Origin of the sequence: Streptococcus oralis (assembly GCF_901543815.1) — a bacterium.
GTDB lineage: Bacteria > Bacillota > Bacilli > Lactobacillales > Streptococcaceae > Streptococcus > Streptococcus oralis_CM.
Window position 1 is genome coordinate 918,278 of sequence record NZ_CABEIU010000002.1, and the last position, 25,193, is coordinate 943,470.

A 25,193-nucleotide genomic window follows, 5' to 3' on the forward strand; every position below is an offset into this window, starting at 1 on the left:
AAAAGCTTGAAATGAAATGGATTCTATAGTCTTGAACCCCTTAGGGAAACATGCTATACTACCTATATGATTATTTTACAAGCCAATAAAATTGAACGTTCTTTTGCAGGTGAAGTCCTTTTTGATAATATCAATCTGCAAGTAGATGAACGAGATCGGATTGCCCTCGTTGGGAGAAATGGAGCGGGTAAGTCTACTCTTTTGAAGATTTTGGTTGGAGAAGAGGAGCCAACTAGTGGGGAAATCAATAAGAAAAAAGATATTTCTCTGTCTTATCTAGCCCAAGATAGCCGTTTTGAGTCTGAAAATACCATCTACTATGAAATGCTCCATGTTTTTGATGATCTACGTCGGACTGAGAAGCAACTTCGTCAGATGGAGTTGGAGATGGGTGAAAAGCCTGGTGAGGATTTGGATAAACTGATGGCGGATTATGACCGTTTGTCAGAGAATTTCCGTCAAGCAGGCGGCTTTACCTATGAAGCTGATATCCGTGCTATCTTAAATGGTTTCAAGTTTGATGAATCTATGTGGCAGATGAAAATTGCTGAGCTTTCTGGTGGTCAAAATACTCGTCTGGCTCTAGCAAAAATGCTCCTTGAAAAGCCCAATCTCTTGGTCTTGGACGAGCCGACCAACCACTTGGATATCGAAACCATAGCCTGGCTAGAGAATTACTTGGTAAACTATAGCGGTGCCCTCATTATTGTCAGTCATGACCGCTATTTCTTGGACAAGGTTGCGACGGTTACACTCGATTTGACCAAGCATTCTTTAGACCGTTATGTGGGAAATTATTCTCGTTTTGTCGAATTAAAGGAGCAAAAGCTAGCAACGGAAGCTAAGAACTATGAAAAACAGCAGAAGGAAATCGCTGCTCTGGAAGACTTTGTCAATCGTAATCTAGTACGAGCTTCGACGACCAAACGTGCTCAATCTCGCCGCAAGCAACTGGAAAAAATGGAGCGTTTGGACAAGCCTGAAGCTGGTAAGAAATCAGCCAACATGACCTTCCGGTCTGAAAAAACGTCTGGGAATGTTGTCCTGACCGTTGAAAATGCAGCCATTGGTTATGATGGTGAAATATTGTCAGAGCCAATCAATCTCGACCTCCGTAAGATGAATGCTGTTGCCATCGTAGGACCAAATGGCATTGGGAAGTCAACCTTTATCAAGTCAATAGTAGATCAGATTCCTTTTATCAAAGGGGAGAAGCGTTTTGGAGCAAATGTTGAGGTTGGCTACTATGACCAGACTCAAAGTAAGCTAACACCAAGCAATACTGTACTCGATGAACTCTGGAATGATTTTAAACTGACACCTGAAGTTGAAATCCGCAACCGTCTTGGCGCCTTCCTTTTCTCAGGAGATGATGTCAAAAAGTCAGTCGGAATGCTGTCTGGTGGCGAGAAAGCTCGTTTACTTCTTGCCAAACTTTCAATGGAAAACAATAACTTCTTGATTCTTGACGAGCCGACCAACCACTTGGATATTGATAGCAAGGAAGTGTTAGAAAATGCTCTGATTGATTTTGATGGAACCCTTCTTTTCGTCAGTCACGACCGTTACTTTATCAATCGTGTAGCCACTCATGTTTTGGAATTGTCCGAGAATGGTTCGACCCTCTATCTAGGAGACTATGACTACTATGTTGATAAAAAGGCTGAAATGGAAGTCAGCCAGACAGAGGAAGCTTCAACTAGCAATCAAGCAAAAGAAACAAGCCCAGTTAATGACTACCAAGCTCAGAAAGAAAGTCAAAAAGAAGCCCGTAAGCTCATGCGACAAATCGAAAGTTTGGAAGCTGAAATCGAAGAGTTAGAGAGCCAAAGTCAAGCCATTTCTGAACAAATGCTGGAAACCAACGACGCCGAAAAACTCATGGAATTGCAGGCTGAACTGGACAAAATTGGTCATCGTCAGGAAGAAGCTATGCTTGAGTGGGAAGAATTATCGGAGCAGGTGTAAGAAATGGAACATCTTGGAAAGGTATTTCGTGAATTTCGAACAAGTGGGAAGTACTCCTTAAAAGAGGCGGCAGGTGAATCATGTTCAACCTCTCAGCTATCTCGCTTCGAGCTTGGGGAGTCTGATCTAGCAGTTTCTCGTTTCTTTGAGATTTTGGACAATATTCATGTGACTATTGAAAATTTCATGGACAAGGCTAGGGATTTTCAAAATCATGAACATGTTGCCTTAATGGCACAGATTATTCCGCTTTACTACTCAAATGATATTGCAGGTTTTCAAAAGCTTCAAAGAGAACAACTTGAAAAGTCTAAGAGATCGACAACTCCCCTCTATTTTGAGCTGAATTGGATTCTGCTACAGGGTTTGATTTGTCAAAGAGATGCTCGTTACACGATGAGTCAGAGTGATTTGGAAAAGGTAGCAGATTATCTTTTTCAAACAGAAGAATGGACCATGTATGAGTTGATTCTTTTCGGGAATCTCTATACTTTCTACAATGTGGACTATGTGGCTCGGATTGGCAGAGAAGTCATGGAGCGAGAAGACTACTACAAAGAAATTGGTCGGCATCGAAAACTTGTTTTGATTTTAGCTCTGAACTGTTACCAGCATTGTTTGGAGAACCGTTCTTTTGCTAATGCGGACTATTTTGAGGGCTATGTGGAGAAGTTGATTGGAAATGGTATCAAGCTTTATGAGCGCAATATTTTCCATTATCTCAAAGGTTTCTCCCTCTACCAGAGAGACTTTAAAGAAGAGGGTTGTAGTCAGATGCAGGAGGCTATGCATATTTTTGATGTGCTTGGACTTCCAGAGCAAGTGGCTTACTATCAGGAACATTATGAAAAATTTGTAAATGCTTAAATTTCCCGAATAAGGGAAAAATAAAGAGACTCCTTTCAGTTTTGATACAATAGTTTCAAAATTTGAGAGGAGCTTTTTATATGAATCGACATGCAATCCAGTTGGTTAGTCGTGGGGCTATTAATAAGATAGGAAATATGCTCTATGACTATGGAAATAGTGTTTGGTTGGCATCAATGGGAACGATAGGGCAGACTGTTCTTGGGATTTATCAAATTTCTGAGTTGGTTACATCGATTCTGGTCAATCCCTTTGGCGGAGTGATTTCAGACCGCTTTTCGCGTCGCAAAATTTTGATGACGACAGACTTGATTTGCGGTATTCTCTGTTTAGCTATTTCTTTCATCAGAAATGATAGCTTGATGATTGCTGCTTTGATCTTTGCCAATATTGTTCAGGCGGTTGCCTTTGCATTTTCTCGTACAGCCAATAAAGCCATTATAACTGAGGTTGTAGAGAAAAGCGAGATTGTGACCTACAATGCTCGTTTAGAGTTAATCTTGCAGGTTGTAGGTGTTAGCTCCCCTGTACTTTCTTTCCTCGTTTTACAATTTGCCAGTCTCCATATGACTCTTATTTTAGATGCCATTAGTTTTTTCATCGCATTTACCTTAGTAGCTTTCCTCCCCAAAAAAGAGACTCAGGAACAAGAGAAAAAGACTTTTAGCTGGAAAAATATTTTTGCTGATATGAAAGAAGGGATTCGCTATATCTGGTGCCAGCAAGAGATTTTTTTACTTTTATTAGTAGCTTCCAGCGTTAATTTCTTTTTTGCAGCTTTTGAATTTCTCCTCCCTTTTTCAAATCGACTATATGGGGTAGAAGGAGCTTATGCGAGTATTTTGACTATGGGCGCTATTGGTTCGATTATCGGAGCTCTTCTAGCTAGTAAGATAAAGGCAAGTGTTTATAATCTTTTGATTTTACTAGCTTTGACTGGAGTTGGAGTTTTTATGATGGGATTACCACTGCCAACTTTTCTTTCCTTTTCTGGAAATTTAGTTTGTGAACTGTTTATGACGATTTTTAATATTCACTTTTTTACTCAGGTGCAAACCAAGGTTGAGGGGGAATACTTGGGGAGGGTGCTAAGCACCATTTTTACCTTAGCCATCCTATTTATGCCGATTGCAAAAGGCTTTATGACGGTGTTGCCAAGTGTTCATCTCTCTTCTTTTCTGATAATTGGAAGTGGTGTTGTTATCCTGTCTTGTCTATCCCTCGTTTATGTTCGAAATCGTTTTGAAAAAGAGTTATAATTTCTCTTTTTAAGAAAATATTACACTACAAACCATTTTTCAGTCCTTCTCTATTGTGAGGAGGGCTTGATTTATGGTAGAATAGTTTTATGAATGAAAGAATGAATGAGTTAGTTGCCTTGCTCAATCGCTATGCGACCGAGTACTATACGAGTGACAATCCCTCGGTTTCAGATAGTGAGTATGATCGCCTCTACCGAGAGTTGGTCGAGTTGGAAGCTGCCTATCCAGATCAAGTTTTAGCGGACAGTCCGACCCATCGTGTTGGTGGTAAGGTTTTAGATGGTTTTGAAAAATATAGTCATCAGTATCCTCTTTATAGTTTGCAGGATGCTTTTTCACGTGAAGAGTTAGAAGCTTTTGATGCGCGTGTTCGTAAGGAGTTAGCCCATCCCACTTATATCTGTGAGCTGAAAATCGATGGTTTGTCTATCTCGCTAACTTATGAAAAGGGAATTTTGGTTGTTGGTGCGACACGTGGGGATGGTTCAGTTGGTGAAAATATCACAGAGAACCTCAAGCGTGTCAAGGACATTCCTTTGACCTTGCCAGAAGAACTAGATATCACCGTTCGTGGGGAATGTTACATGCCACGCGCTTCTTTTGACCAGGTTAACCAAGCTCGCCAAGAAAATGGGGAGCCTGAATTTGCCAATCCTCGTAACGCAGCTGCAGGAACCCTCCGTCAGTTGGATACAGCAGTAGTGGCCAAGCGTAATCTTGCCACTTTCCTCTATCAAGAAGCCAGCCCTTCTACTCGTGATAGTCAAGAAAAGGTCTTGAAGCATCTTGAACAGCTTGGCTTTGTAGTTAATCCTAAACGAATTTTGGCTAAAAGCATAGATGAGATATGGGATTTTATCCAAGAAGTAGGACAAGAACGGGATAATTTACCTTATGACATTGATGGGGTGGTAATCAAGGTCAATGACCTAGCAGGTCAAGAAGAACTCGGTTTTACAGTTAAAGCGCCTAAGTGGGCAGTAGCTTACAAATTTCCTGCTGAGGAAAAAGAAGCCCAACTGCTCTCAGTTGACTGGACAGTAGGTCGTACGGGTGTTGTGACTCCGACTGCTAATCTAACACCTGTTCAGCTTGCTGGGACAACTGTTAGCCGTGCAACCCTACACAATGTAGATTATATCGCTGAAAAGGATATCCGCAAAGATGATACGGTTATTGTCTATAAGGCTGGAGACATCATCCCTGCTGTCTTGCGTGTTGTAGAGTCTAAACGTATTTCTGAAGAAAAACTAGATATTCCATCAAATTGTCCAAGTTGTGACAGTCAGTTGCTTCACTTTGAAGATGAAGTAGCCCTGCGTTGTATCAATCCTCGCTGCCCTGCCCAAATTATGGAAGGCTTGATTCACTTTGCCTCTCGAGATGCCATGAATATAACAGGGCTTGGTCCATCTATCGTTGAAAAACTTTTTGCTGCTAATCTGGTTAAGGATGTGGCAGATATTTACCGTTTGAAAGAAGACGATTTCCTCCTTTTAGAAGGTGTCAAGGAAAAATCTGCTTCTAAACTGTATCAGGCTATTCAAGCATCAAAGGAAAACTCTGCTGAAAAGCTCTTGTTTGGTCTGGGCGTTCGCCATGTCGGAAGTAAGGCTAGTCAGCTCTTACTCCAACATTTCCACTCTATTGAAAATCTAGCCCAAGCAGATCCAGAGGAAGTAGCAAGTATCGAAAGCTTGGGGAGTGTAATTGCGCAAAGTCTCCAGACTTATTTTGCTACAGAAGGGTCTAAAATTCTCTTAGATGAGCTGAAAGAAGCTGGAGTCAATCTGGACTATAAAGGACAGACAGTAGTAGCAGATGCGGCCTTGTCAGGTTTGACCGTTGTACTCACGGGGAAATTGGAACGTCTCAAACGCTCAGAAGCAAAAAGTAAACTCGAAAGTCTAGGTGCCAAAGTAACAGGCAGTGTATCCAAGAAAACGGATCTTGTCGTAGCAGGAGCAGATGCAGGAAGCAAACTCCAAAAAGCTCAAGAACTTGGTATCGAAGTTCGAGACGAAGCTTGGTTGGAAAGTTTGTAATGATAGTAAAAACAAGGTGTCAGATAGTCTGAAAGTGTCCCTCCTGATGTGTTTTGACATGGTTAAAATCTGTTGTCCATTGTGATGAAATGCCAACTGAATCCATCAGCACCAAATAAAATTAAAATAGAAATTAGAAATTAGGAAAAAACATGTACAATTATCCCGTTCTACTCCATTTTCATAGAAAAAATGGAGATTATACAGTTTGCTCATTTAACACAGACCGAGATGAAAACAAAAGCTCCTTAACTTCAGAGACCACTTATTTTGGTCTTCAGTTTTCTTTCACCGTGACCAGTCAGGAGAAGGTGGATAGTTTCACCTTCAAAGCCGAGATAGATGGTGTATTAAAAGAATATCTTGTACGTTTTAACTACTATCCCTTGCTGACAGAAGCATGGATTTTAGAGGGAGACGAGACTGTGTATTATTCAGAAAATCCAGCTATTGCTAGTCCATATTATAAGGATCAGAATCCATTTGCCTTTGATAAAGCCATCCATAGCGCAAGCTTTGATCATCACTGGGGATACCAAGGAGAACTAGGTTACAGCCTTTCCGATTATCAGACAAGCTTTAAACTCTGGGCTCCTACAGCTACAGCTGTTCAGGTGGTTGTCTATGAAAACACTAGTAACGATGCACCGATTTGGAAAACCTTTAATCTTGAGCGTGGGAATAGCTATTCATACAGTCATAAGTACAATACCATTGGTGTTTGGAGTGTAGACCTGGATGAAAATCTTGCTGGTAAGGCTTATCAGTATCAGATTGACTTTCCACACCACCAGACTTTGACGAGAGACCCTTATACGATTGCCACAAGTCCTGACGGAAAACGTTCCGTAATTCTTTCTCATCAGGACAGACAAGTAGAAGGATTCAAAGTCAAACATGGGACAGAAGCTCCATGGCGTTTGGAGAATCCATGTAAAGCAGTTATCTGTGAAATGCATATTCGTGATTTTACCAAATCGCCTACATCTGGTGTTCCTGAAGAACTCCGCGGAACCTTCTTGGGTGCTGCTCAGACTGGAACGGTTAACCAATACGGCCAAGCAACCGCCTTTGACTATATTAAAGAACTTGGTTGCAACTATGTTCAACTTCAACCGATATTTGATCGCCATAAGGAATACGATGAAGAGGGAAATGTAACCTATAACTGGGGTTATGATCCTCAAAACTACAACGCACCAGAAACGAGCTTCTCTAGTAATCCAGATGATCCCGGACAAGTTATTCGAGACCTCAAGACCATGATTCAGGCTTATCATGATGCAGGAATCGGTGTCATTATGGACGTGGTTTATAACCATACCTTCTCAACAGTGGACGCTCCATTCCAGACAACTGTTCCCGATTATTTCTATCGTATGAATCGTGATGGAACTTTTCAAAACGGTACGGGAGTAGGAAATGAAACTGCAAGTGAACACGAGATGTTCCGTAAGTATATGATTGATTCCATCCTCTATTGGGTGAAAGAATACAATATTGACGGTTTCCGTTTCGACTTGATGGGTATTCATGATGTCAAAACTATGCAGGCAATTCGTTGGGCGCTGGATGAGGTCGATCCGCGTATTCTCACTTATGGAGAAGGCTGGGATATGGGAACAGGTCTTGCTCCTTATGACAAGGCTAAGAAGGATAACGCCCACCAGATGCCAAATATAGGTTTCTTCAACGATAATCAGCGTGATGCGATCAAAGGAGGAGAAGTTTATGGAGCAATCAAATCAGGATTTGTGAGTGGTGCTGCTACAGAACCAATCGTCGCCAAGGCCATTCTTGGTAGCCGAGAATTGGGGTCTTATCTCAGTCCAAACCAAGTTCTCAACTATGTTGAAGCTCATGACAATTACAATCTTCATGACTTGTTGGCAACCCTTCATCCTGATCAGAGTTCCGACCAGATTATGCGCAAGGTTGAGACAGCGACAGCTATGAATCTTCTCATGCAAGGAATGGCCTTTATAGAACTGGGGCAAGAGTTTGGTCGAACTAAGTTGGTTCCAACTGGTGAACATGGAGAACTAACTCCTGCAGACCGAGAACGTGCTATGAATAGCTATAATGCTCCGGACAGTGTTAACCAAGTCAACTGGGATCTGATCAATGAACGCCAAGACAGCATTGAGTTTATTCGTCAGATTATCCGCCTAAAAACGCAAATCAGTGCCTTCTCTTATCCAACATATGAAGAAATTTACCGTCATGTCTTTGTTCACACGGCTGCTGAAAATAGTGGCTGGATTGTTTACGAGATTCACGGTGGATCAGAACATCTATTAGTGGTATTTAATGCTAAGGGAACCTCCTTCTACTTTGAAAATGCAGGTAAACTTGAAATGTTCCTTACCAACAGTCGTTCAAAACAAGAAAATGTTATTGATGATATTAGTGTCGCAGTTTTAAAAGTGCTCTCATAAATTAATGTAGTAAAAAGGGTTAGATTATCTAATCCTTTTTGTCATTTATGAGGTTTTTAATGAAGAGTAGAATTAAGTTTCAAATAATTTGAAGGGTCAAGATTGTGAAAAAAATCTCAATTTTTTCACAAAAAGGGTTGTAATTTTCTGAAAATTTGATAAAATAAGTCTTAATCATTTTCAGGAGGAAGAGAATTTGACAAATTATCAGAATTTAGTAAATGGAAATTGGAAATCATCTGAAAAGGAAATTACAATCTATTCACCCATTAATCAGGAAAAGCTGGGGACAGTACCAGCTATGAGTCAAGCTGAAGTAGATGAGGCTATGAAGGCTGCGCGTGCAGCTCTCCCAGCATGGCGTGATTTAGCACCAGTTGAGCGTGCAGCCTATTTGCATAAGACAGCAGACATTTTGGAACGTGATAAAGAAAAAATTGGTACAATTCTTGCTAAGGAGGTTGCTAAAGGGATAAAAGCAGCCATTGGAGAAGTAGTACGTACAGCAGATTTGATTCGTTTTGCTGCAGAAGAAGGTCTCCGTATCACTGGACAAGCAATGGAAGGTGGCGGTTTTGAAGCTGCAAGTAAAAACAAGCTAGCCGTTGTTCGTCGTGAGCCAGTTGGAGTTGTGTTAGCTATCGCGCCATTTAACTATCCAGTTAACCTTTCTGGATCTAAGATTGCTCCGGCTTTGATTGCAGGGAATGTCGTCATGTTTAAACCGCCAACACAAGGATCTATCTCAGGTCTGTTATTAGCCAAGGCTTTTGATGAGGCAGGTATTCCAGCGGGGGTATTTAATACGATAACTGGACGAGGTTCTGAAATCGGTGACTATATCATTGAACACAAAGAAGTTAACTTTATCAACTTTACTGGCTCGACTCCAATTGGTGAGCGAATCGGTCGTTTAGCTGGAATGCGTCCTATCATGCTTGAACTTGGTGGGAAAGATGCAGCTATTGTTCTCGAAGATGCAGACTTGGAACACGCAGCTAAACAAATCGTCGGTGGAGCCTTTAGCTATTCAGGACAACGTTGTACTGCCATCAAGCGTGTCTTGGTTGTGGAAAGTGTAGCGGATAAATTGGCTGAATTACTTCAAGCAGAAGTTGCTAAGCTAACCGTTGGTGACCCATTTGATAATGCAGATATCACACCTGTTATTGACAATGCTTCAGCTGATTTCATCTGGGGATTGATTCAAGATGCTCAGGAAAAGGGTGCCAAATCGCTCAGTCCAATCAAACGTGAAGGCAATCTTCTCTGGCCAGCGCTTTTTGACCAAGTTACAAAAGATATGAAATTAGCATGGGAAGAACCGTTTGGACCTGTTCTCCCAATTATCCGTGTCGCTGATGCGGATGAAGCAGTAGCAATTGCCAACGAATCTGAGTTCGGTCTTCAATCCTCTGTCTTTACAAATGACTTTAAGAAGGCATTTGAAATCGCTGAAAAGCTTGAAGTCGGTACTGTTCATATTAATAACAAAACACAACGTGGACCAGATAATTTCCCATTCCTTGGTGTAAAGGGTTCTGGTGCAGGAGTGCAAGGGATTAAATACAGCATTGAAGCAATGACAAATGTCAAATCCATTGTTTTTGATGTGAAATAATTTATAAAATCAGGAAATAACATTCCTGATTTTTATTTTTACTAAAAAAATCAGTTTAAAATTGAAAAATAACGAATGTTTTGGTATTATACTAAGAAAATATATGTAAATTATTCTTTTCTCTCTGAAATGAGTGAAAGCTTAGTTAAGATAATTTTTCCAAAATTTTCAAGATATTTTTTAAGAAATTCCGTAAACTGCTTGAAAGTTCTTTTAAAAGATAGTATAATAGAATTATAGAAAACGCTTACAAAAAGAAAGGGGATTGGATGAATAATCAAGAAGCATTGAGAACCTTCACTACTGGAGAAAATTTTCATCTCCAGCACTATCTAGGAGCACATAAAGAGGAAAAAGACGGAGAAATTGGTTTTACTTTCCGTGTTTGGGCACCTAACGCTCAGGCTGTGCACTTAGTTGGTGATTTTACAAACTGGACAGAGCATCAAATTCCCATGGTTCGTAATGAAGCAGGTGTTTGGGAAGTCTTCACAAGTCTGGCTCATGAAGGGCAGATTTATAAGTATCATATCACGCGTGCAAATGGGCACCAGATTATGAAAATTGATCCATTGGCGGTTCGTTTTGAGGCCCGCCCAGAGACTGGAGCCATCCTGACTGATATTCCAGAGAAAAAATGGAAAGATGGTCTTTGGCTAGCTAGGAGAAAACGCTGGGGCTTTTTTGAGAGACCAGTCAATATTTATGAAGCCCACGCTGGATCTTGGAAGAGAAATCCAGATGGTAGTCCATACAGCTTTGCACAACTCAAGGAAGAACTCATTCCATACCTTGTTGAGATGAACTACACTCACATCGAGTTTATGCCTTTAATGGCTCACCCGCTTGGATTGAGTTGGGGCTACCAGCTTATGGGTTACTTTGCTATGGAGCACTCTTATGGGCGACCAGAGGAATTCCAAGATTTTGTTGAGGAATGTCATTTAAACAATATCGGTGTAATTGTGGATTGGGTTCCAGGTCATTTTACCATCAACGATGACGCCCTTGCTTATTACGATGGAACACCAACTTTTGAATACCAAGACCACAATAAGGCCCATAACTACGGTTGGGGAGCTCTTAACTTTGACCTTGGGAAGAATGAAGTTCAGTCCTTCTTGATTTCTAGCATTAAATTCTGGATTGAGTTTTATCATTTAGATGGTATTCGAGTGGATGCAGTCAGCAATATGCTCTACCTAGACTATGATAATGCTCCTTGGACTCCAAACAAAGACGGTGGCAATCTCAACTACGAAGGCTACTATTTCCTTCAACGTTTGAACACTGTTATCAAGTTAGCTCATCCAGATGTGATGATGATTGCAGAAGAAAGTTCATCAGCAACAAAGATTACTGGTATGAAAGAAATGGGTGGTCTAGGATTTGACTACAAGTGGAATATGGGTTGGATGAACGACATTCTCCGTTTCTACGAGGAAGATCCGATTTATCGTAAGTATGATTTTAACTTGGTAACCTTCAGCTTTATGTATGTTTTCAACGAAAACTACCTCTTACCATTCTCGCATGATGAAGTCGTACATGGTAAGAAGAGCATGATGCACAAGATGTGGGGAGATCGATACAATCAATTTGCAGGACTACGCAATCTCTACACTTATCAGATTTGTCATCCAGGTAAGAAACTCTTGTTCATGGGAAGCGAATATGGTCAGTTCTTAGAGTGGAAGTCTGAGGAACAGCTAGAATGGTCTAACTTGGAAGATCCAATGAATGCTAAGATGAAGTACTTCACTTCTCAACTTAATCAATTCTATAAAGAGCATCGTTGCCTTTGGGAAATTGACACCAGCTACGATGGCATCGAAATTATCGATGCGGATAATAGAGATCAGAGTGTCCTTTCCTTTATTCGTAAGAGTAAAAAGGGTGAAATGCTAGTCTGTGTCTTTAATATGGCGCCTGTTGAACGAAAAGACTTTACAATCGGACTTCCTGTCGCAGGAGTTTATGAAGAAGTTTGGAATACAGAATTGGAACAATGGGGTGGTGTCTGGAAAGAATACAACCAAACGGTTCAAACCCAAGAAGGATTATGGAAGGATTATGAGCAGACCTTGACCTTCACCTTGCCAGCTATGGGAGCAAGTATCTGGAAGATTAAACGTCGCTTGAAACCAACTAAAACTGTCACAAATAAAACCCAAAAAGGAGTAGAAAATGAAGAATGAAATGCTAGCTTTGATCCTTGCAGGTGGGCAAGGAACACGTCTCGGAAAACTCACTCAAAGCATTGCCAAACCAGCAGTGCAATTCGGTGGGCGCTACCGTATCATTGACTTTGCTCTTTCCAACTGTGCTAACTCTGGGATTCACAATGTCGGTGTGATTACACAATACCAGCCTCTTGCCTTGAACAACCACATCGGAAATGGTTCGAGCTGGGGACTAGATGGCATTAATACAGGTGTTTCTATCCTTCAACCCTACTCTGCAAGTGAAGGAAACCGTTGGTTTGAAGGGACTAGCCACGCTATCTACCAAAACATTGACTACATCGACAGTGTTAACCCAGAATATGTTTTGATCCTTTCTGGTGACCATATTTACAAGATGGACTATGATGACATGCTTCAGTCTCATAAGGACAACAACGCCAGCTTGACAGTAGCTGTTCTAGATGTGCCTCTCAAAGAAGCTAGTCGCTTTGGTATCATGAATACAGATGCCAATAATCGTATCGTTGAATTTGAAGAAAAACCAGCCGAACCTAAGTCTACCAAAGCTTCTATGGGGATTTATATCTTTGATTGGCAACGTCTCCGTAATATGCTGGTAGCTGCTGAAAAGAACAAGGTAGATATGTCAGACTTTGGTAAAAACGTTATTCCAAATTACCTTGAGTCTGGAGAAAGCATTTATGCTTATGAATTCAAAGGCTACTGGAAAGACGTTGGTACTATCGAGTCTCTATGGGAAGCAAATATGGAATACATTGATCCAAATAACGCTTTGGATAGTCGTGATCGTCAGTGGAAGATCTACTCACGGAACTTGATTTCACCACCAAACTTTATTGGAAAACACGCTCATGTAGAAGATTCTTTAGTTGTGGATGGCTGTCTCGTGGATGGAACTGTTAAGCATTCCATTCTCTCAACAGAAGCGCAAGTACGTGAGGGTGCTGAAGTAGTAGACTCTGTAATCATGAGTGGTGCCATTATCGGAAAAGGTGCAAAAATTAAACGTGCCATTATTGGTGAGGGTGCTGTTATTTCTGAAGGTGTCGAAATTGATGGAACAGACGAAGTACAAGTAGTAGGATACAATGAAGTAGTGGGGGTAGCATCAGATGAAGATTGATAAATATTCAGCCATTTTAGGAAACACAGTTGGTTTTCATGATATGTCAACGTTAACAGAACACCGTCCGGTGGCTAGCTTGCCATTTGGAGCAAAATATCGTTTGATCGACTTCCCTCTTTCTAGCCTTGCAAATGCTGGTGTTCGTAGTGTCTTTGGAATTTTCCAACAAGATAATATCAGTTCAGTCTTTGACCACATTCGTTCAGGACGTGAGTGGGGCTTATCTACCCTTCTCAGTCACTACTATCTAGGTATTTATAATACGCGTGTTGAAAGTAGCACAGTTGGGAAAGAATATTACCAACAGCTTCTCACTTATTTGAAACGTTCAGGCTCAAATCAGACGGTTGCACTTAACTGTGATATCGTGGTGAATATTGACCTCAATCAAGTATTCCATTTACATACTACTGCCGGTCGTCCGATTACAGTTGTTTATAAGAAATTACCTAAAAAGGATATTTCAGATGTTAATGCCATCTTGGAAGTGGATGAAACAGACCGTGTTCTTTCTCATAAACTTTTTGATGCCAAATCAACAGATGAACTTTTCAACATGTCTACAGATATATTCGTCGTTGATACTCCGTGGTTGATTAAGCGTTTGGAAGAAGAAGTTCAAAAAGAATACCCAGAAAAATTACGCTATGTTTTACGTGAGTTGGCAGCTAAAGAAGGTGCTTTTGCTTATGAATACACTGGCTACCTAGCCAATGTTCACTCTGTTCAATCCTATTATCAAGCCAATATTGATATGCTGGAGTCTCAAAAATTCTACTCTCTCTTCTCACCTAACCAAAAGATTTATACCAAGGTTAAGAATGAAGAACCAACTTACTATTCAAACACCTCTAAGGTAAGTACTTCGCAGTTCGCCTCTGGTAGTATCATAGAGGGTGAAGTAGTTCAGTCAGTCCTATCACGTAATATTCACGTTCATAAGGATAGTCTAGTTAAAGACAGCCTTCTCTTCCCACGTGTTGTGATTGGCCAAGGTGCCCAAGTTGAGTATGCAATCTTGGACAAAGGGGTTGAAGTTGCTGACGGTGTTGTCATTCGAGGAACGGCAGAACATCCAGTTGTAGTGAAGAAGGGTGAAACAGTAACAGAGGACATTTATTCATGAAAATTTTATTTGTAGCGGCAGAAGGAGCACCCTTTTCAAAAACAGGTGGTTTGGGCGATGTCATTGGCGCACTTCCCAAATCACTTGTAAAAGCGGGGCACGAAGTTGCAGTTTTCTTACCTTATTATGATATGGTAGAAGCAAAGTTTGGAGACCAGATTGAGGATGTTCTCCACTTTGAAGTTAGTGTAGGATGGCGTAGACAGTACTGTGGTGTTAAGAAAACGGTTTTGAATGGTGTAACCTTCTACTTCATTGATAATCAGTATTATTTCTTCCGTGGCCATGTGTACGGTGATTTTGACGACGGTGAACGCTTTGCCTTTTTCCAACTGGCTGCTCTTGAAGCCATGGAGCGAATTGATTTCATTCCAGATATTCTCCATGCCCATGATTATCACACCGCTATGATTCCTTTTCTCTTGAAGGAAAAATACAGATGGATTCAGGCTTACCAAGGAATCAAGACCATTTTAACCATTCACAATTTGGAATTCCAAGGTCAGTTTTCTGAAGGAATGTTGTGGGATTTGTTCGGTGTTGGTTTTGAACGCTATGCTGATGGCACCCTTCGCTGGAATGATTGTCTCAACTGGATGAAAGCAGGTATTCTCTACGCGGATCGTGTCTCAACCGTATCTCCTAGCTATGCACGTGAGATTATGACTAGCCAATTCGGTTGCGGTTTGGATCAGATTCTTCGCATGGAGTCGGGTAAGGTTTCAGGTATTGTCAATGGTATTGATGCAGACCTTTATAATCCTGAGACAGATCCACTTTTAGACTATCATTTTGATAAAGAAGATTTGTCTGGAAAAGCTCAAAACAAAGCAAAATTACAAGAGAAAGTTGGGTTACCAGTGCGAGCAGATGTTCCTCTAGTTGGGATTGTCTCTCGATTGACGCGTCAAAAAGGTTTTGATGTTGTTGTAGAAAGCTTGCATCGTTTCTTACAGGAGGACGTTCAAATAGTCCTTTTAGGAACAGGTGACCCGGCTTTTGAACATTCCTTCTCCTGGTTTGCTCAAGTCTATCCTGATAAGCTATCAGCAAATATTACTTTTGATGTCAAACTTGCTCAAGAAATCTACGCAGCTTGTGATCTCTTCCTCATGCCAAGTCGTTTTGAACCATGTGGCTTGTCTCAAATGATGGCGATGCGCTATGGAACTCTACCATTGGTTCATGAAGTGGGTGGCTTGCGTGATACGGTTCAATCCTTCAATCCAATAGAAGGAACTGGTACTGGATTTAGCTTTGACAATTTAACACCATACTGGCTTAACTGGAGTTTCCAAACAGCCTTGGATGTTTATAAGAACCAGCCAGATGTTTGGAGAAATCTACAAAAACAAGCTATGGAATGCGATTTCTCATGGGATACAGCCTGCAAGTCTTATCTTGACTTGTACCATAGTCTAGTCAACTAATAGATTAAATCGTATGATTCTTTCATACGATTTTTGGGCTGTTTAGAAAAGAGGAAGAGTGATGACTCAAGTAATGGGGCTCTGTGTCATGGATGTTGATGGCACCTTGATAGCAGAGGAAGTGATTGATCTTTTAGGAAGAGAAGCAGGTTGCGAAGAAGAAATATCGCAGATTACGAGTCAGGCGATGCGAGGTGAACTAGACTTTGAAAGGAGTTTACGAGCAAGAGTGGCTTTGTTAGAAGGTCTTCCGATTTCGGTCTTTGATACTGTCTTCAAATCCATCCATCTGTCCAAGAATGCTCAAGAATTTATCTCCATACTTCAAAAGAAGGGTATTCTAGTCGGTCTAGTGTCTGGTGGATTTGCACCAATAGTTGAGAGATTAGCAAAATCCCTTGGTATCTCCTATTTCTCTGCCAACCAGTTGGAAGTCAAAGACGGTTTTTTAACAGGAAAATTGGTTGGTGAAATTGTGACAGCCCAAGTAAAACAAGCTACTCTTGAGAAATGGAGAAAAGAATTAAAACTACCCAAAGAAAGAATGATTGCCATCGGTGATGGTGCCAATGACCTCTTGATGTTAAAGACAGCAGGAATCGGTATAGCCTTTTGTGCCAAAGAATTCGTAAAAGTTGAGATAGCTTGTCATGTAGATAAAAGGGATTTTTTAGAAGTTCTACCTTTAATTGATTTCTTAGAATGAGAGGGAACTATGAAGATTGTAATTGCACCTGATTCTTTTAAAGAAAGTTTGGCTGCAGAAGAGGTCGCTCAAGCTATAAAAAGAGGATTCCAAAAATCGATAGCAGATGTAGAATGTCTGCTCTGTCCTGTTGGTGATGGTGGGGAAGGAACTGTAGACGCTATTCGCCATTCTCTTGACCTCGAAGAAAAATGGCAAGAGGTGACGGGACCTTTTGGCCTAAATGAAGCAATGCGCTACTTTCAGAAAGGAAAAACAGCGCTCTTTGAAGTTGCTGACTTGGTTGGTTTAGGAAAGATTTTGCGGGAGAAACGAAATCCCCTTCACATCCAAACCAGAGGTATCGGAGAGTTGATTCGCTATCTCATTGATCAAGGGATGAAAGAAATCTATATCGGTGTAGGTGGTACGGCTAGTAATGATGGTGGAATAGGCATTGCTGCTGGTTTAGGTTATCGTTTTTATGATAAGAATGGAAAAGAATTGCCAGCTTGCGGTCAGACTTTGCTTGAGTTCGAGTCAGTTTCAAATAGCAAGTTGTATAGGATTCCCGAAGATGTACAAATTCGCATTTTAGCAGATGTCGTGAGCCCTCTATGTGGTCATCAAGGGGCAACCTATACATTTGGCAGACAAAAAGGTCTGGATCCTGCTCTGTTTGAGACAGTAGATCTGGCTATACAGCGGTTCTATGAAAAACTTTCGCCATCAATCCTATCTCTGAAAGGAGCAGGAGCCGGCGGTGGCATTGCTGCTGGGCTATGTGCCTTTGCTGAGGCCTGTATCGTATCTGGGATTGATACTTGCTTGGATTTGATAGACTTTGAGAAGAAAGTTGCAGGGGCCGACTTGGTTATCGTTGGTGAAGGTAGACTGGACAGTCAAAGCTTTGTTGGAAAAGCTCCTATCGGTGTAGCAAAAAGAACTCCTGAAGGAGTTCCAGTTATCGCTATTTGTGGTAGTCTTGCTGATGATTTGCCTCCCCTACCATTCGAAAATATACAAGCAGCCTTTTCTATTTTAGAGAAAAGTGAACCTTTAGAAGATAGTCTGAAAAATGCAAGTCTCTATTTGGAGCACACAGCTACTAATATTGGTCGTTTGTTAAATTTGAGAAAGGATTAACCAAACCATTTTTTCCAGACGGATTTTTTAGGTGGATCTGCCTTTTTCTCTTCCCAAAGACTTGAAAATGCAAGTCTAAGGTCCTTTTCGTCCACTTGAACAGGTTCATTCGTGTGAATGACAAGGCCAAAAGGAGAGGTGATATGATCATCTGAAACAATAGTCGCCTGACAGTTGCTTTCCTTTGCTTGTTTTAAGTAAAAGACCTGTTTGTCAAACTCGATATTTGGTGAGATTTTCACAAAAAGCATCTCTACCTTTTCTTGAAAACCCTCTAAAATAGAGAAAAATCCATGTTCTAATTCAGGACTATTGGCAGTACTGATATCAGCGTAGCCAAGAACTCTTTCCTCGAAAGTGCCGAGAAAACGACGTTGTTCATCCGGGTTTAGTTTTGGCCCACCGTGAGCCTTTTCTAGTAGTTGTTTTGATAAATCTGTCATAAAATTAGTATATCACAAAAGCTATGAGAAAACAGACCAAAGAAAGCGATTACTTTATAAAGTTAAGGAAAATTTGCACAAAGATAACGTTTTTTCTTGAAAAACGCTTATTTTTAAGGTATCATAGAGGTGTAAAAAATTTAACTCAAAGGAGAGTAAAAAATGTCAATTATTACTGATGTTTACGCTCGCGAAGTCCTAGACTCACGCGGTAACCCAACACTTGAAGTAGAAGTTTATACTGAATCAGGTGCTTTCGGACGTGGTATGGTTCCATCAGGAGCTTCTACTGGTGAACACGAAGCAGTTGAACTTCGCGACGGTGACAAATCTCGTTACGGTGGTCTTGGTACACAAAAAGCTGTTGACAACGTAAACAACATCATCGCTGAAGCAATCATCGGCTACGATGTACGTGACCAACAAGCTATCGACCGTGCTATGATCGCACTTGACGGTACTCCTAACAAAGGTAAATTGGGTGCAAACGCAATTCTTGGTGTGTCTATCGCTGTAGCTCGTGCTGCTGCTGACTACCTTGAAATCCCACTTTACAGCTACCTTGGTGGATTCAACACTAAAGTTCTTCCAACTCCAATGATGAACATCATCAACGGTGGTTCTCACTCTGATGCTCCAATCGCTTTCCAAGAATTCATGATCGTACCTGCTGGTGCACCATCATTCAAAGAAGCTCTTCGTTGGGGTGCTGAAATCTTCCACGCTCTTAAGAAAATCCTTAAATCACGTGGTTTGGAAACTGCCGTAGGTGACGAAGGTGGATTCGCTCCTCGTTTCGAAGGAACTGAAGACGGAGTTGAAACTATCCTTGCTGCGATCGAAGCTGCTGGATATGTTCCTGGTAAAGACGTATTTATCGGATTTGACTGTGCTTCATCAGAATTCTACGATAAAGAACGTAAAGTTTACGACTACACTAAATTCGAAGGTGAAGGAGCTGCTGTACGTACTGCTGCAGAACAAATCGACTACCTTGAAGAATTGGTAAACAAATACCCAATCATCACTATCGAAGATGGTATGGATGAAAACGACTGGGATGGATGGAAAGCTCTTACTGAACGTCTTGGTGGTAAAGTTCAATTGGTTGGTGACGACTTCTTCGTAACAAACACTTCTTACCTTGAAAAAGGTATTGCAGAAGGTGCTGCTAACTCAATCCTTATCAAAGTTAACCAAATCGGTACTCTTACTGAAACATTCGATGCTATCGAAATGGCGAAAGAAGCTGGTTACACTGCCGTTGTATCACACCGTTCAGGTGAAACTGAAGATTCAACAATCGCTGATATCGCAGTTGCAACTAACGCAGGACAAATCAAGACTGGTTCACTTTCACGTACAGACCGTATCGCTAAATACAACCAATTGCTTCGTATCGAAGACCAACTTGGTGAAGTAGCTGAATACCGTGGATTGAAATCATTCTACAACCTTAAAAAATAAAATAGTTCAGTGAACTATTTTATCCCGAACCTTGAAATTCAAAAGTTTGGCCGTTGATTTAACAACGTTTGAAGCCCCTCGGATTTTATCCGAAGGGCTTTTTTATGTGCAATATTCAAAAATGGAAAATGACTTATGGTATAATAGACAAAAACACTTGTATTAGAAAGCAATTATGTCTAAAGAAATTGATATTGAGTATTACCACCAGCTAGCCTTGCAAAAACAGAAGGAGCATCGTAAAGTTTTAGCTAATCTAAAGAAAAAGCCACCAAAGAATCTAGATAAGATTGCCCAGCAGATCCACCAAGAAGTCTTTGCTGAGATTGATTGTACTGCCTGTGCTAACTGTTGCAAGACTTTGGGACCAGACTTTAAAGAGGCAGACATCACCCGTATTGCCAAGTATTTTAAGATGAAATTACCAGCTTTTGAAGCAGAATTTCTGCAGGTGGATGAAGATGGGGATAAGGTTTTTAAATCTATGCCTTGCCCCTTTCTAGGAGGAGACAATCTCTGTTCTATCTATGATGTTCGTCCAAAGGCCTGCAGGGAATTTCCCCATACAGACCGTAAAAAGATTCATCAAATCAACCATTTAACGATTAAGAATACTTTGACCTGCCCAGCAGCCTATCTCTTTGTTGAGAAATTAAAGGATAAGTTATAGAAATTTACACCTTTAAATCTTGTACAAAGATTCTAGGGCGGAAGTATCTGATCTCTGTTAGACTATAGGATAGAATTGAACACGGCCTAGAAGCTATGCGAAAAAGACAAAATTTCCTAGGACTAGAAGATCCAGCGTTAATTTTCCTATTTTCACTTTGCTTTTAATGACCTTTGTATCTTGTGGAGGTAAGAAAAGAAGAATATGATGCATCAATTCAATCAAACCATGGATTATTTGGAGCAGCAGCTGACTGGAGAGGTGGATATGAAAAGATTTCAGCAGTTATCGGGCTATTCTTATGCTCTCTTTAGCAGGCTATTTTCTATCCTGGCAGATATGACATTAGCAGAATACTTGCGCAATCGCAGGTTATCAGAAGCTGTGACGGACTTGCGAGAAAGCTCTGAGAAAGTCATTGACATAGCGTTGAAATACGGCTACGACTCTGCGGATGCCTTCAGCGCAGCTTTCAAGAAATTCCATGGGGCAACTCCCTCAGAAGTTCGAAATGGAAAACCTTATCGGGTCTTTCCTAGACTTCGATTATCCTTAAAAATCACAGGAGGAAAGAACATGGATATCAAAATTCAAAAGAAACCTGCATTTACCGTGGCAGGCGTCCTATTGGAAGCTATTGACAATAGTCAGTGCCCGTCTGCTTGGGAGCAACTCTATGCTAATCACAGCGTTGAAAACCTAGAAAGTTTGGGTAGTGGCCAATCCTTTGGTGTCTGCTCCGATGTCAAAGAAGGCGAAATCATCAACTACATGGCAGCTTATGATGTGACGGATAAAACTAAAGCAGAAGAACTAGGTCTGTCAATCAAAGACATTCCGGAAGGAGAATATGCTATCGTCCCAGTCAAAGGCCCTATACCAGCTAGCATTCATAATGCTTGGAAGTATGTTTTGGAGGTCTTTTTCCCAGAAACTGGCTATCGCCACTCAGGAGCGCCAGACATTGAAGTCTATACTGAAGGAGACATGTCATCACCTGACTATCAAATGGAACTCTGGATACCAGTGATTAAGAACTAGATAATTTTCTGACATTTTATAAAGATGCAAACCTAACTCTGTAGAAAGAATCTCTACAGAGTTTTTAATTGTTGACATTCATGTCCGTAAATTAAACATACCATATTTTTTGTTTGGATTTTATGGGGCATGCGAATAGTTTTCTCGGTATAATAGTCCCATAGAAGATAAGGAGGCATGAATATGCAGATGTATTTTGGAGATGTGTCACTTTGCTATAGCTATTCATTGGCAATGGCACTGGATAGCTATGGCCATGACTTTAAAGCAGACTTTCTAGAGGCAATTATGGTAATGGGCAATGGCGCTAGTATCGTAAGGGAAGATGACCAGCACCCTCTAGTATTCTTTGATAACGGAATGCCAGATCTTTCTATCTCTCATTCTTTAAAAATACTTGGATTTGACTATGAGGACTTCTATCTAAAGGATGGAGCGGAAGTAGATTTGGAAGAGATTAAAAGAAAGTTGGAAACCTTTCTGTCCAATGGGCCTGTCGTACTGGGACCTCTTGATATGGGGCATCTGACCTACAATCCCAATCACACAATCCTTTATGGTGTGGATCATTTTGTAACCGTGTATGGCATTGATGATCAGTATCTCTATTTGCATGATCCAGCTGGTTTTGCCTGTATGAAGGTTGCTTTTAATGACATCTTAGAAGCCTGGAAGGCAGAGGCTATTGACTATAAGCGCGGAGCCTACTCCATGTGGGGAAATTTTAAGAAGGTCAAGAGTCCGAGTCAGACTGAAATCTATCAAGAAACAGCAAGGATTATGAAGAACCGATATCTGAATGGCCAAAACGGTGTTTTGGAATGCTATGCAAAAGCAGTTGCTGAAAATGGCTTAAATACAGAGCAAAAACAACTGCATCAGTATTTCAGCTTTAAACTTGCTGCTGTTCGAAATCTCTATCTCAGTAAGTTCTTAAAAGTGCATGATCCAGAAGGGGCAAGGTTAAAAGAGGAATTGGCTACTCTATTTGGCCAAGCCCACCTTTCATGTTTAAAAGAAGATTACCAAGAACTATCCCGCTTGCTCTATCAGATAGCAGAATTGGATGGTCTCTTTAAAGATTTATATGTATAGTAGTGACTCTAAGCATTAAAAAATAGTCAGTAAAAGCAGTTTTTCGTAAAGAACTGCTTTTTGATTATGGTATAATGAAGTGAGGAAATAGCATATCCAACTAAAAAATGAAGGGAGAACTCCTATGCCTAGACCAAGAACGAAAGAAGAATTAGTGTTAGCCTCTAAGGAAAACTATGAAAAGCTCAATCACTTTATATCTAAATTAAGTGAAGAGGAACTACAGACTCCTTTTGATTTTTCAAAAGACCAAAAGAAAAAAGAAGCTCACTGGAAAAGAGATAAAAATCTACGGGATGTTCTGATCCATCTCTATGAATGGCATCAGTTACTTTTGACCTGGGTACATTCCAATCAAAAGGGTCATGAAAGACCTTTTCTCCCTGAACCTTATAATTGGAAAACTTATGGGGAAATGAATGTCGCTTTTTGGAAGAAGCACCAGAGAACGTCCTTAGAAGAAGCAACCAAACTCCTCAATCAATCGCATGAAGAGGTTTTAGAGTTGATGGAAGGCTTCAGCAATGACGAATTGTTTACAAAAGGTGTCTATAAGTGGACGGGAGGAACAAGTCTAGGTTCCTACTTTGTGAGTGCCACTTCCAGTCACTATGACTGGGCTATTAAAAAGCTCAAAGCTCATCAGAGAAATTGTAAGAGTAGCTAGTTGAAGTGCTATTGAAATTCACCAAAGGTTCTTCTAAGCTTCGAATAGCTTCATTCTCGTGATTTTTGAACAATTCTAGCTTTAGAATCCTTCAAAAATTAAAATTTAAGGCTATCATAGACTTAGAATAAACCTAAAACATTTATTTTAATGTAATTCTAAGTTTAGAATTACAATGATATTAAAGTAATAGAGCTGTTCGATGCTTAGAATGTCTTGATTCTGTGAAATTTTGACTATAAACTACTGGTTCGAATGGCTTTTTTCTAATATAGGATGATAGATAGATGGGGGAGATGATGAACATACAAAAAGAGAAAGTTAGAAAAGTGTTGGTGTCCCTTTGTTTGGGAGAGTTCACAGCCGTCCTATCCTTTTGGTTGTGTTTTTTCCTTTTGAAAAATCGACTTGGTGATTGGAATAGTCTAGCAACCATTCTCTATCCTTTGTCTTTACTGACATTTATTTTGCTTCAAGGTTCAATCTATTGGGCAATTTTGATTAGAAGACTGTCGAATCCCCAGTTCGGAAGTGGAAGTGTGCCCAAACTATATGTTGGTTTCAGAATACTAGACCTTGTTTTACTTATTTCAGGCTTTCCTTTTATTGTCTGGAATACACAGAGTTTCCAAGTGGCTATTATAGCCACACTAATACAGCTTTTTGCCCTTATCGAATGGGTTAATTATTTCCTCGTACGCCTATCTTATAGTTTGAACCTACTTTTATTATGTAAACGAATTACCAAGGGAAAACTTGAAAAGAGCAGAATAGCCAAGGAGTTGAGGTAGAGGAGTCCAGTATTGGAAATTTTGAGTCCTTTAAATCAATTCAGATTATTTACAGTATGAAGAAATCATAACAGATTTCAATGAAAAACTATGGCATACATTTTTAGAGCAAGTAGTCATCACCGATAATAAAACCGCAATCTTTACTTTCAAAAATGGGCAGGAAATAGAATTATGATTTCTTGCCCACTTTTTCTTTTGTTTACGGATGAATAGAGGGGGGTGAAAACACTATATGATAGTCTAATTCCATCAAAAAAATTAGGGTAGAACAAAAGTGTTGGGATAAATTCATAAAAGTAAAATTGAATTAGTTTCGAAGTTTTATCTACTTATATGTTATAATAAGGTTGTTAGTTTGTTTTTAATAGGAGTAGAAATATGGGTTACCCTCACCTTCATCAGGCAGTATATAGTATCACAGAATCTGTATTGGAACAATTAGAAATTGATGATATAGAAAAATTAAAAAAATTTTATAATGGTTATGGAAGTTTTGATTTACCTAATTTTGTAAATTTTGATACAAAAATCTTTGAAAAACTGCCAAACCTAGATGAATTTGCTCGAAATATAGAGAAATCGTCCAGATTCACTATTGGACAAGCATTACTTTCACACAAAACGATTGCAAAAAATACTTCAAAAGGAAAAAGTCAATTCAAGGGATCAATATTTCATACTGGTCATTTACTAGCATATATGTTGATAGGTAACTTGCCTGAAACAGAATTTAATTCACGAAAAACAAATCTTGAAAATGTTGTACCTCTAACACCGTGGGCAAACGGTAGAGGTTTTAAATTAAATACAAGCTACGGCAATTCTCAACGTGTTTATGAGCAACTAATCAAAGATAGTATTACTGAATCTGAAACCGACTTTAGGGTTTTTTATCAAGTTGAGGCAATCTATGATAATGATTTAGAAAATGTACCACGAGGTATACTTCTTCAAGCAATATCAAATAATAAAAATCACTTAAGGGATTTACATGTATTTGTTCCTAATGTGAAATACGGAAGAAATAATGGTATTGATTATTCAGATTGGAAATTAAATCAAGAATTACTGATATCTATGTAAATTGGCTACTCA

At 40.1% G+C, this 25,193-nt stretch carries 20 protein-coding genes; 19 read left to right on the top strand and 1 reads right to left on the bottom strand.

The window, feature by feature from the left end; all coding sequences use genetic code 11:
• Window positions 1–66: 66 nt before the first annotated feature.
• From FQT28_RS04665 to FQT28_RS04720, 12 genes are all read left to right on the top strand, one after another.
• Window positions 67–1,968 carry an ABC-F family ATP-binding cassette domain-containing protein gene (locus FQT28_RS04665; RefSeq protein WP_143989560.1) on the top strand — a complete coding sequence of 634 codons (1,902 nt, stop codon included), beginning with the start codon at window positions 67–69 and terminating at the stop codon, window positions 1,966–1,968.
• A 3-nt stretch (window positions 1,969–1,971) separates the two neighbouring features.
• Window positions 1,972–2,835, top strand: coding sequence for an Rgg family transcriptional regulator (locus FQT28_RS04670; RefSeq protein ID WP_143989561.1), 864 nt, complete (start codon window positions 1,972–1,974; stop codon window positions 2,833–2,835).
• Between the two features lie 80 nt (window positions 2,836–2,915).
• Window positions 2,916–4,094: an MFS transporter gene (locus FQT28_RS04675; protein ID WP_143989562.1), complete on the top strand. Its 1,179-nt coding sequence runs from the start codon at window positions 2,916–2,918 to the stop codon at window positions 4,092–4,094.
• A gap of 89 nt (window positions 4,095–4,183) precedes the next feature.
• Entirely contained in the window at window positions 4,184–6,142 is a 1,959-nt protein-coding gene (gene ligA, locus FQT28_RS04680; protein ID WP_143989563.1) for an NAD-dependent DNA ligase LigA, read from the top strand.
• Between the two features lie 152 nt (window positions 6,143–6,294).
• Window positions 6,295–8,580, top strand: a complete 2,286-nt coding sequence (gene pulA, locus FQT28_RS04685; RefSeq protein ID WP_143989564.1) for a type I pullulanase — start codon at window positions 6,295–6,297, stop codon at window positions 8,578–8,580.
• Window positions 8,581–8,776: 196 nt separating this feature from the next.
• Window positions 8,777–10,201: an NADP-dependent glyceraldehyde-3-phosphate dehydrogenase gene (locus FQT28_RS04690; RefSeq protein ID WP_143989565.1), complete on the top strand. Its 1,425-nt coding sequence runs from the start codon at window positions 8,777–8,779 to the stop codon at window positions 10,199–10,201.
• 269 nt (window positions 10,202–10,470) lie between these two features.
• Window positions 10,471–12,399, top strand: a complete 1,929-nt coding sequence (glgB, locus tag FQT28_RS04695; protein WP_084975430.1) for a 1,4-alpha-glucan branching protein GlgB — start codon at window positions 10,471–10,473, stop codon at window positions 12,397–12,399.
• The gene (locus FQT28_RS04700; RefSeq protein ID WP_143989566.1) at window positions 12,389–13,531 is read left to right on the top strand and encodes a glucose-1-phosphate adenylyltransferase; all 1,143 of its coding nucleotides are present in this window, start codon (window positions 12,389–12,391) and stop codon (window positions 13,529–13,531) included. The genes glgB and FQT28_RS04700 overlap by 11 nt, the downstream gene beginning before the upstream one ends.
• On the top strand, window positions 13,521–14,660 hold the full coding sequence (gene glgD, locus FQT28_RS04705) for a glucose-1-phosphate adenylyltransferase subunit GlgD (RefSeq protein WP_143989567.1): 1,140 nt from the start codon (window positions 13,521–13,523) through the stop codon (window positions 14,658–14,660). Before FQT28_RS04700 ends, glgD begins: the two co-directional genes overlap by 11 nt.
• The gene (gene glgA / locus FQT28_RS04710; RefSeq protein ID WP_132973357.1) at window positions 14,657–16,090 is read left to right on the top strand and encodes a glycogen synthase GlgA; all 1,434 of its coding nucleotides are present in this window, start codon (window positions 14,657–14,659) and stop codon (window positions 16,088–16,090) included. Before glgD ends, glgA begins: the two co-directional genes overlap by 4 nt.
• A gap of 61 nt (window positions 16,091–16,151) precedes the next feature.
• Window positions 16,152–16,796: a phosphoserine phosphatase SerB gene (gene serB / locus FQT28_RS04715; protein ID WP_143989568.1), complete on the top strand. Its 645-nt coding sequence runs from the start codon at window positions 16,152–16,154 to the stop codon at window positions 16,794–16,796.
• 9 nt (window positions 16,797–16,805) lie between these two features.
• Window positions 16,806–17,921 (top strand): glycerate kinase, encoded by a 1,116-nt coding sequence (locus FQT28_RS04720; protein ID WP_143989569.1) that lies wholly within the window; start codon window positions 16,806–16,808, stop codon window positions 17,919–17,921.
• Here the strand turns inward: FQT28_RS04720 and FQT28_RS04725 are convergent.
• The gene (locus tag FQT28_RS04725; RefSeq protein ID WP_132973363.1) at window positions 17,918–18,364 is read right to left on the bottom strand and encodes a DUF1694 domain-containing protein; all 447 of its coding nucleotides are present in this window, start codon (window positions 18,362–18,364) and stop codon (window positions 17,918–17,920) included. The two genes, FQT28_RS04720 and FQT28_RS04725, sit on opposite strands and share 4 nt — an antisense overlap.
• 162 nt (window positions 18,365–18,526) lie before the next feature.
• Here FQT28_RS04725 and eno point away from each other — a divergent pair, with 162 nt between their 5' ends.
• The 7 genes from eno (at window position 18,527) to FQT28_RS04760 (ending at window position 25,181) form a co-directional block, all read left to right on the top strand.
• A complete protein-coding gene (gene eno / locus FQT28_RS04730) occupies window positions 18,527–19,831 on the top strand; it encodes a surface-displayed alpha-enolase (protein WP_000022821.1) in 1,305 nt (434 codons plus the stop codon).
• Window positions 19,832–20,006: 175 nt separating this feature from the next.
• On the top strand, window positions 20,007–20,501 hold the full coding sequence (locus FQT28_RS04735) for a YkgJ family cysteine cluster protein (RefSeq protein ID WP_000031476.1): 495 nt from the start codon (window positions 20,007–20,009) through the stop codon (window positions 20,499–20,501).
• Between the two features lie 204 nt (window positions 20,502–20,705).
• Window positions 20,706–21,542, top strand: coding sequence for an AraC family transcriptional regulator (locus tag FQT28_RS04740; protein WP_125449072.1), 837 nt, complete (start codon window positions 20,706–20,708; stop codon window positions 21,540–21,542).
• 183 nt (window positions 21,543–21,725) lie between these two features.
• Entirely contained in the window at window positions 21,726–22,637 is a 912-nt protein-coding gene (locus FQT28_RS04745; RefSeq protein ID WP_125449074.1) for a cysteine peptidase family C39 domain-containing protein, read from the top strand.
• 124 nt (window positions 22,638–22,761) lie between these two features.
• The gene (locus FQT28_RS04750) at window positions 22,762–23,304 is read left to right on the top strand and encodes a ClbS/DfsB family four-helix bundle protein (RefSeq protein ID WP_125449076.1); all 543 of its coding nucleotides are present in this window, start codon (window positions 22,762–22,764) and stop codon (window positions 23,302–23,304) included.
• 287 nt (window positions 23,305–23,591) lie between these two features.
• A complete protein-coding gene (locus FQT28_RS10100) occupies window positions 23,592–24,095 on the top strand; it encodes a hypothetical protein (protein WP_125449078.1) in 504 nt (167 codons plus the stop codon).
• Window positions 24,096–24,476: 381 nt separating this feature from the next.
• A complete protein-coding gene (locus tag FQT28_RS04760; RefSeq protein ID WP_143989570.1) occupies window positions 24,477–25,181 on the top strand; it encodes a DNA/RNA non-specific endonuclease in 705 nt (234 codons plus the stop codon).
• Window positions 25,182–25,193 lie beyond the last annotated feature (12 nt).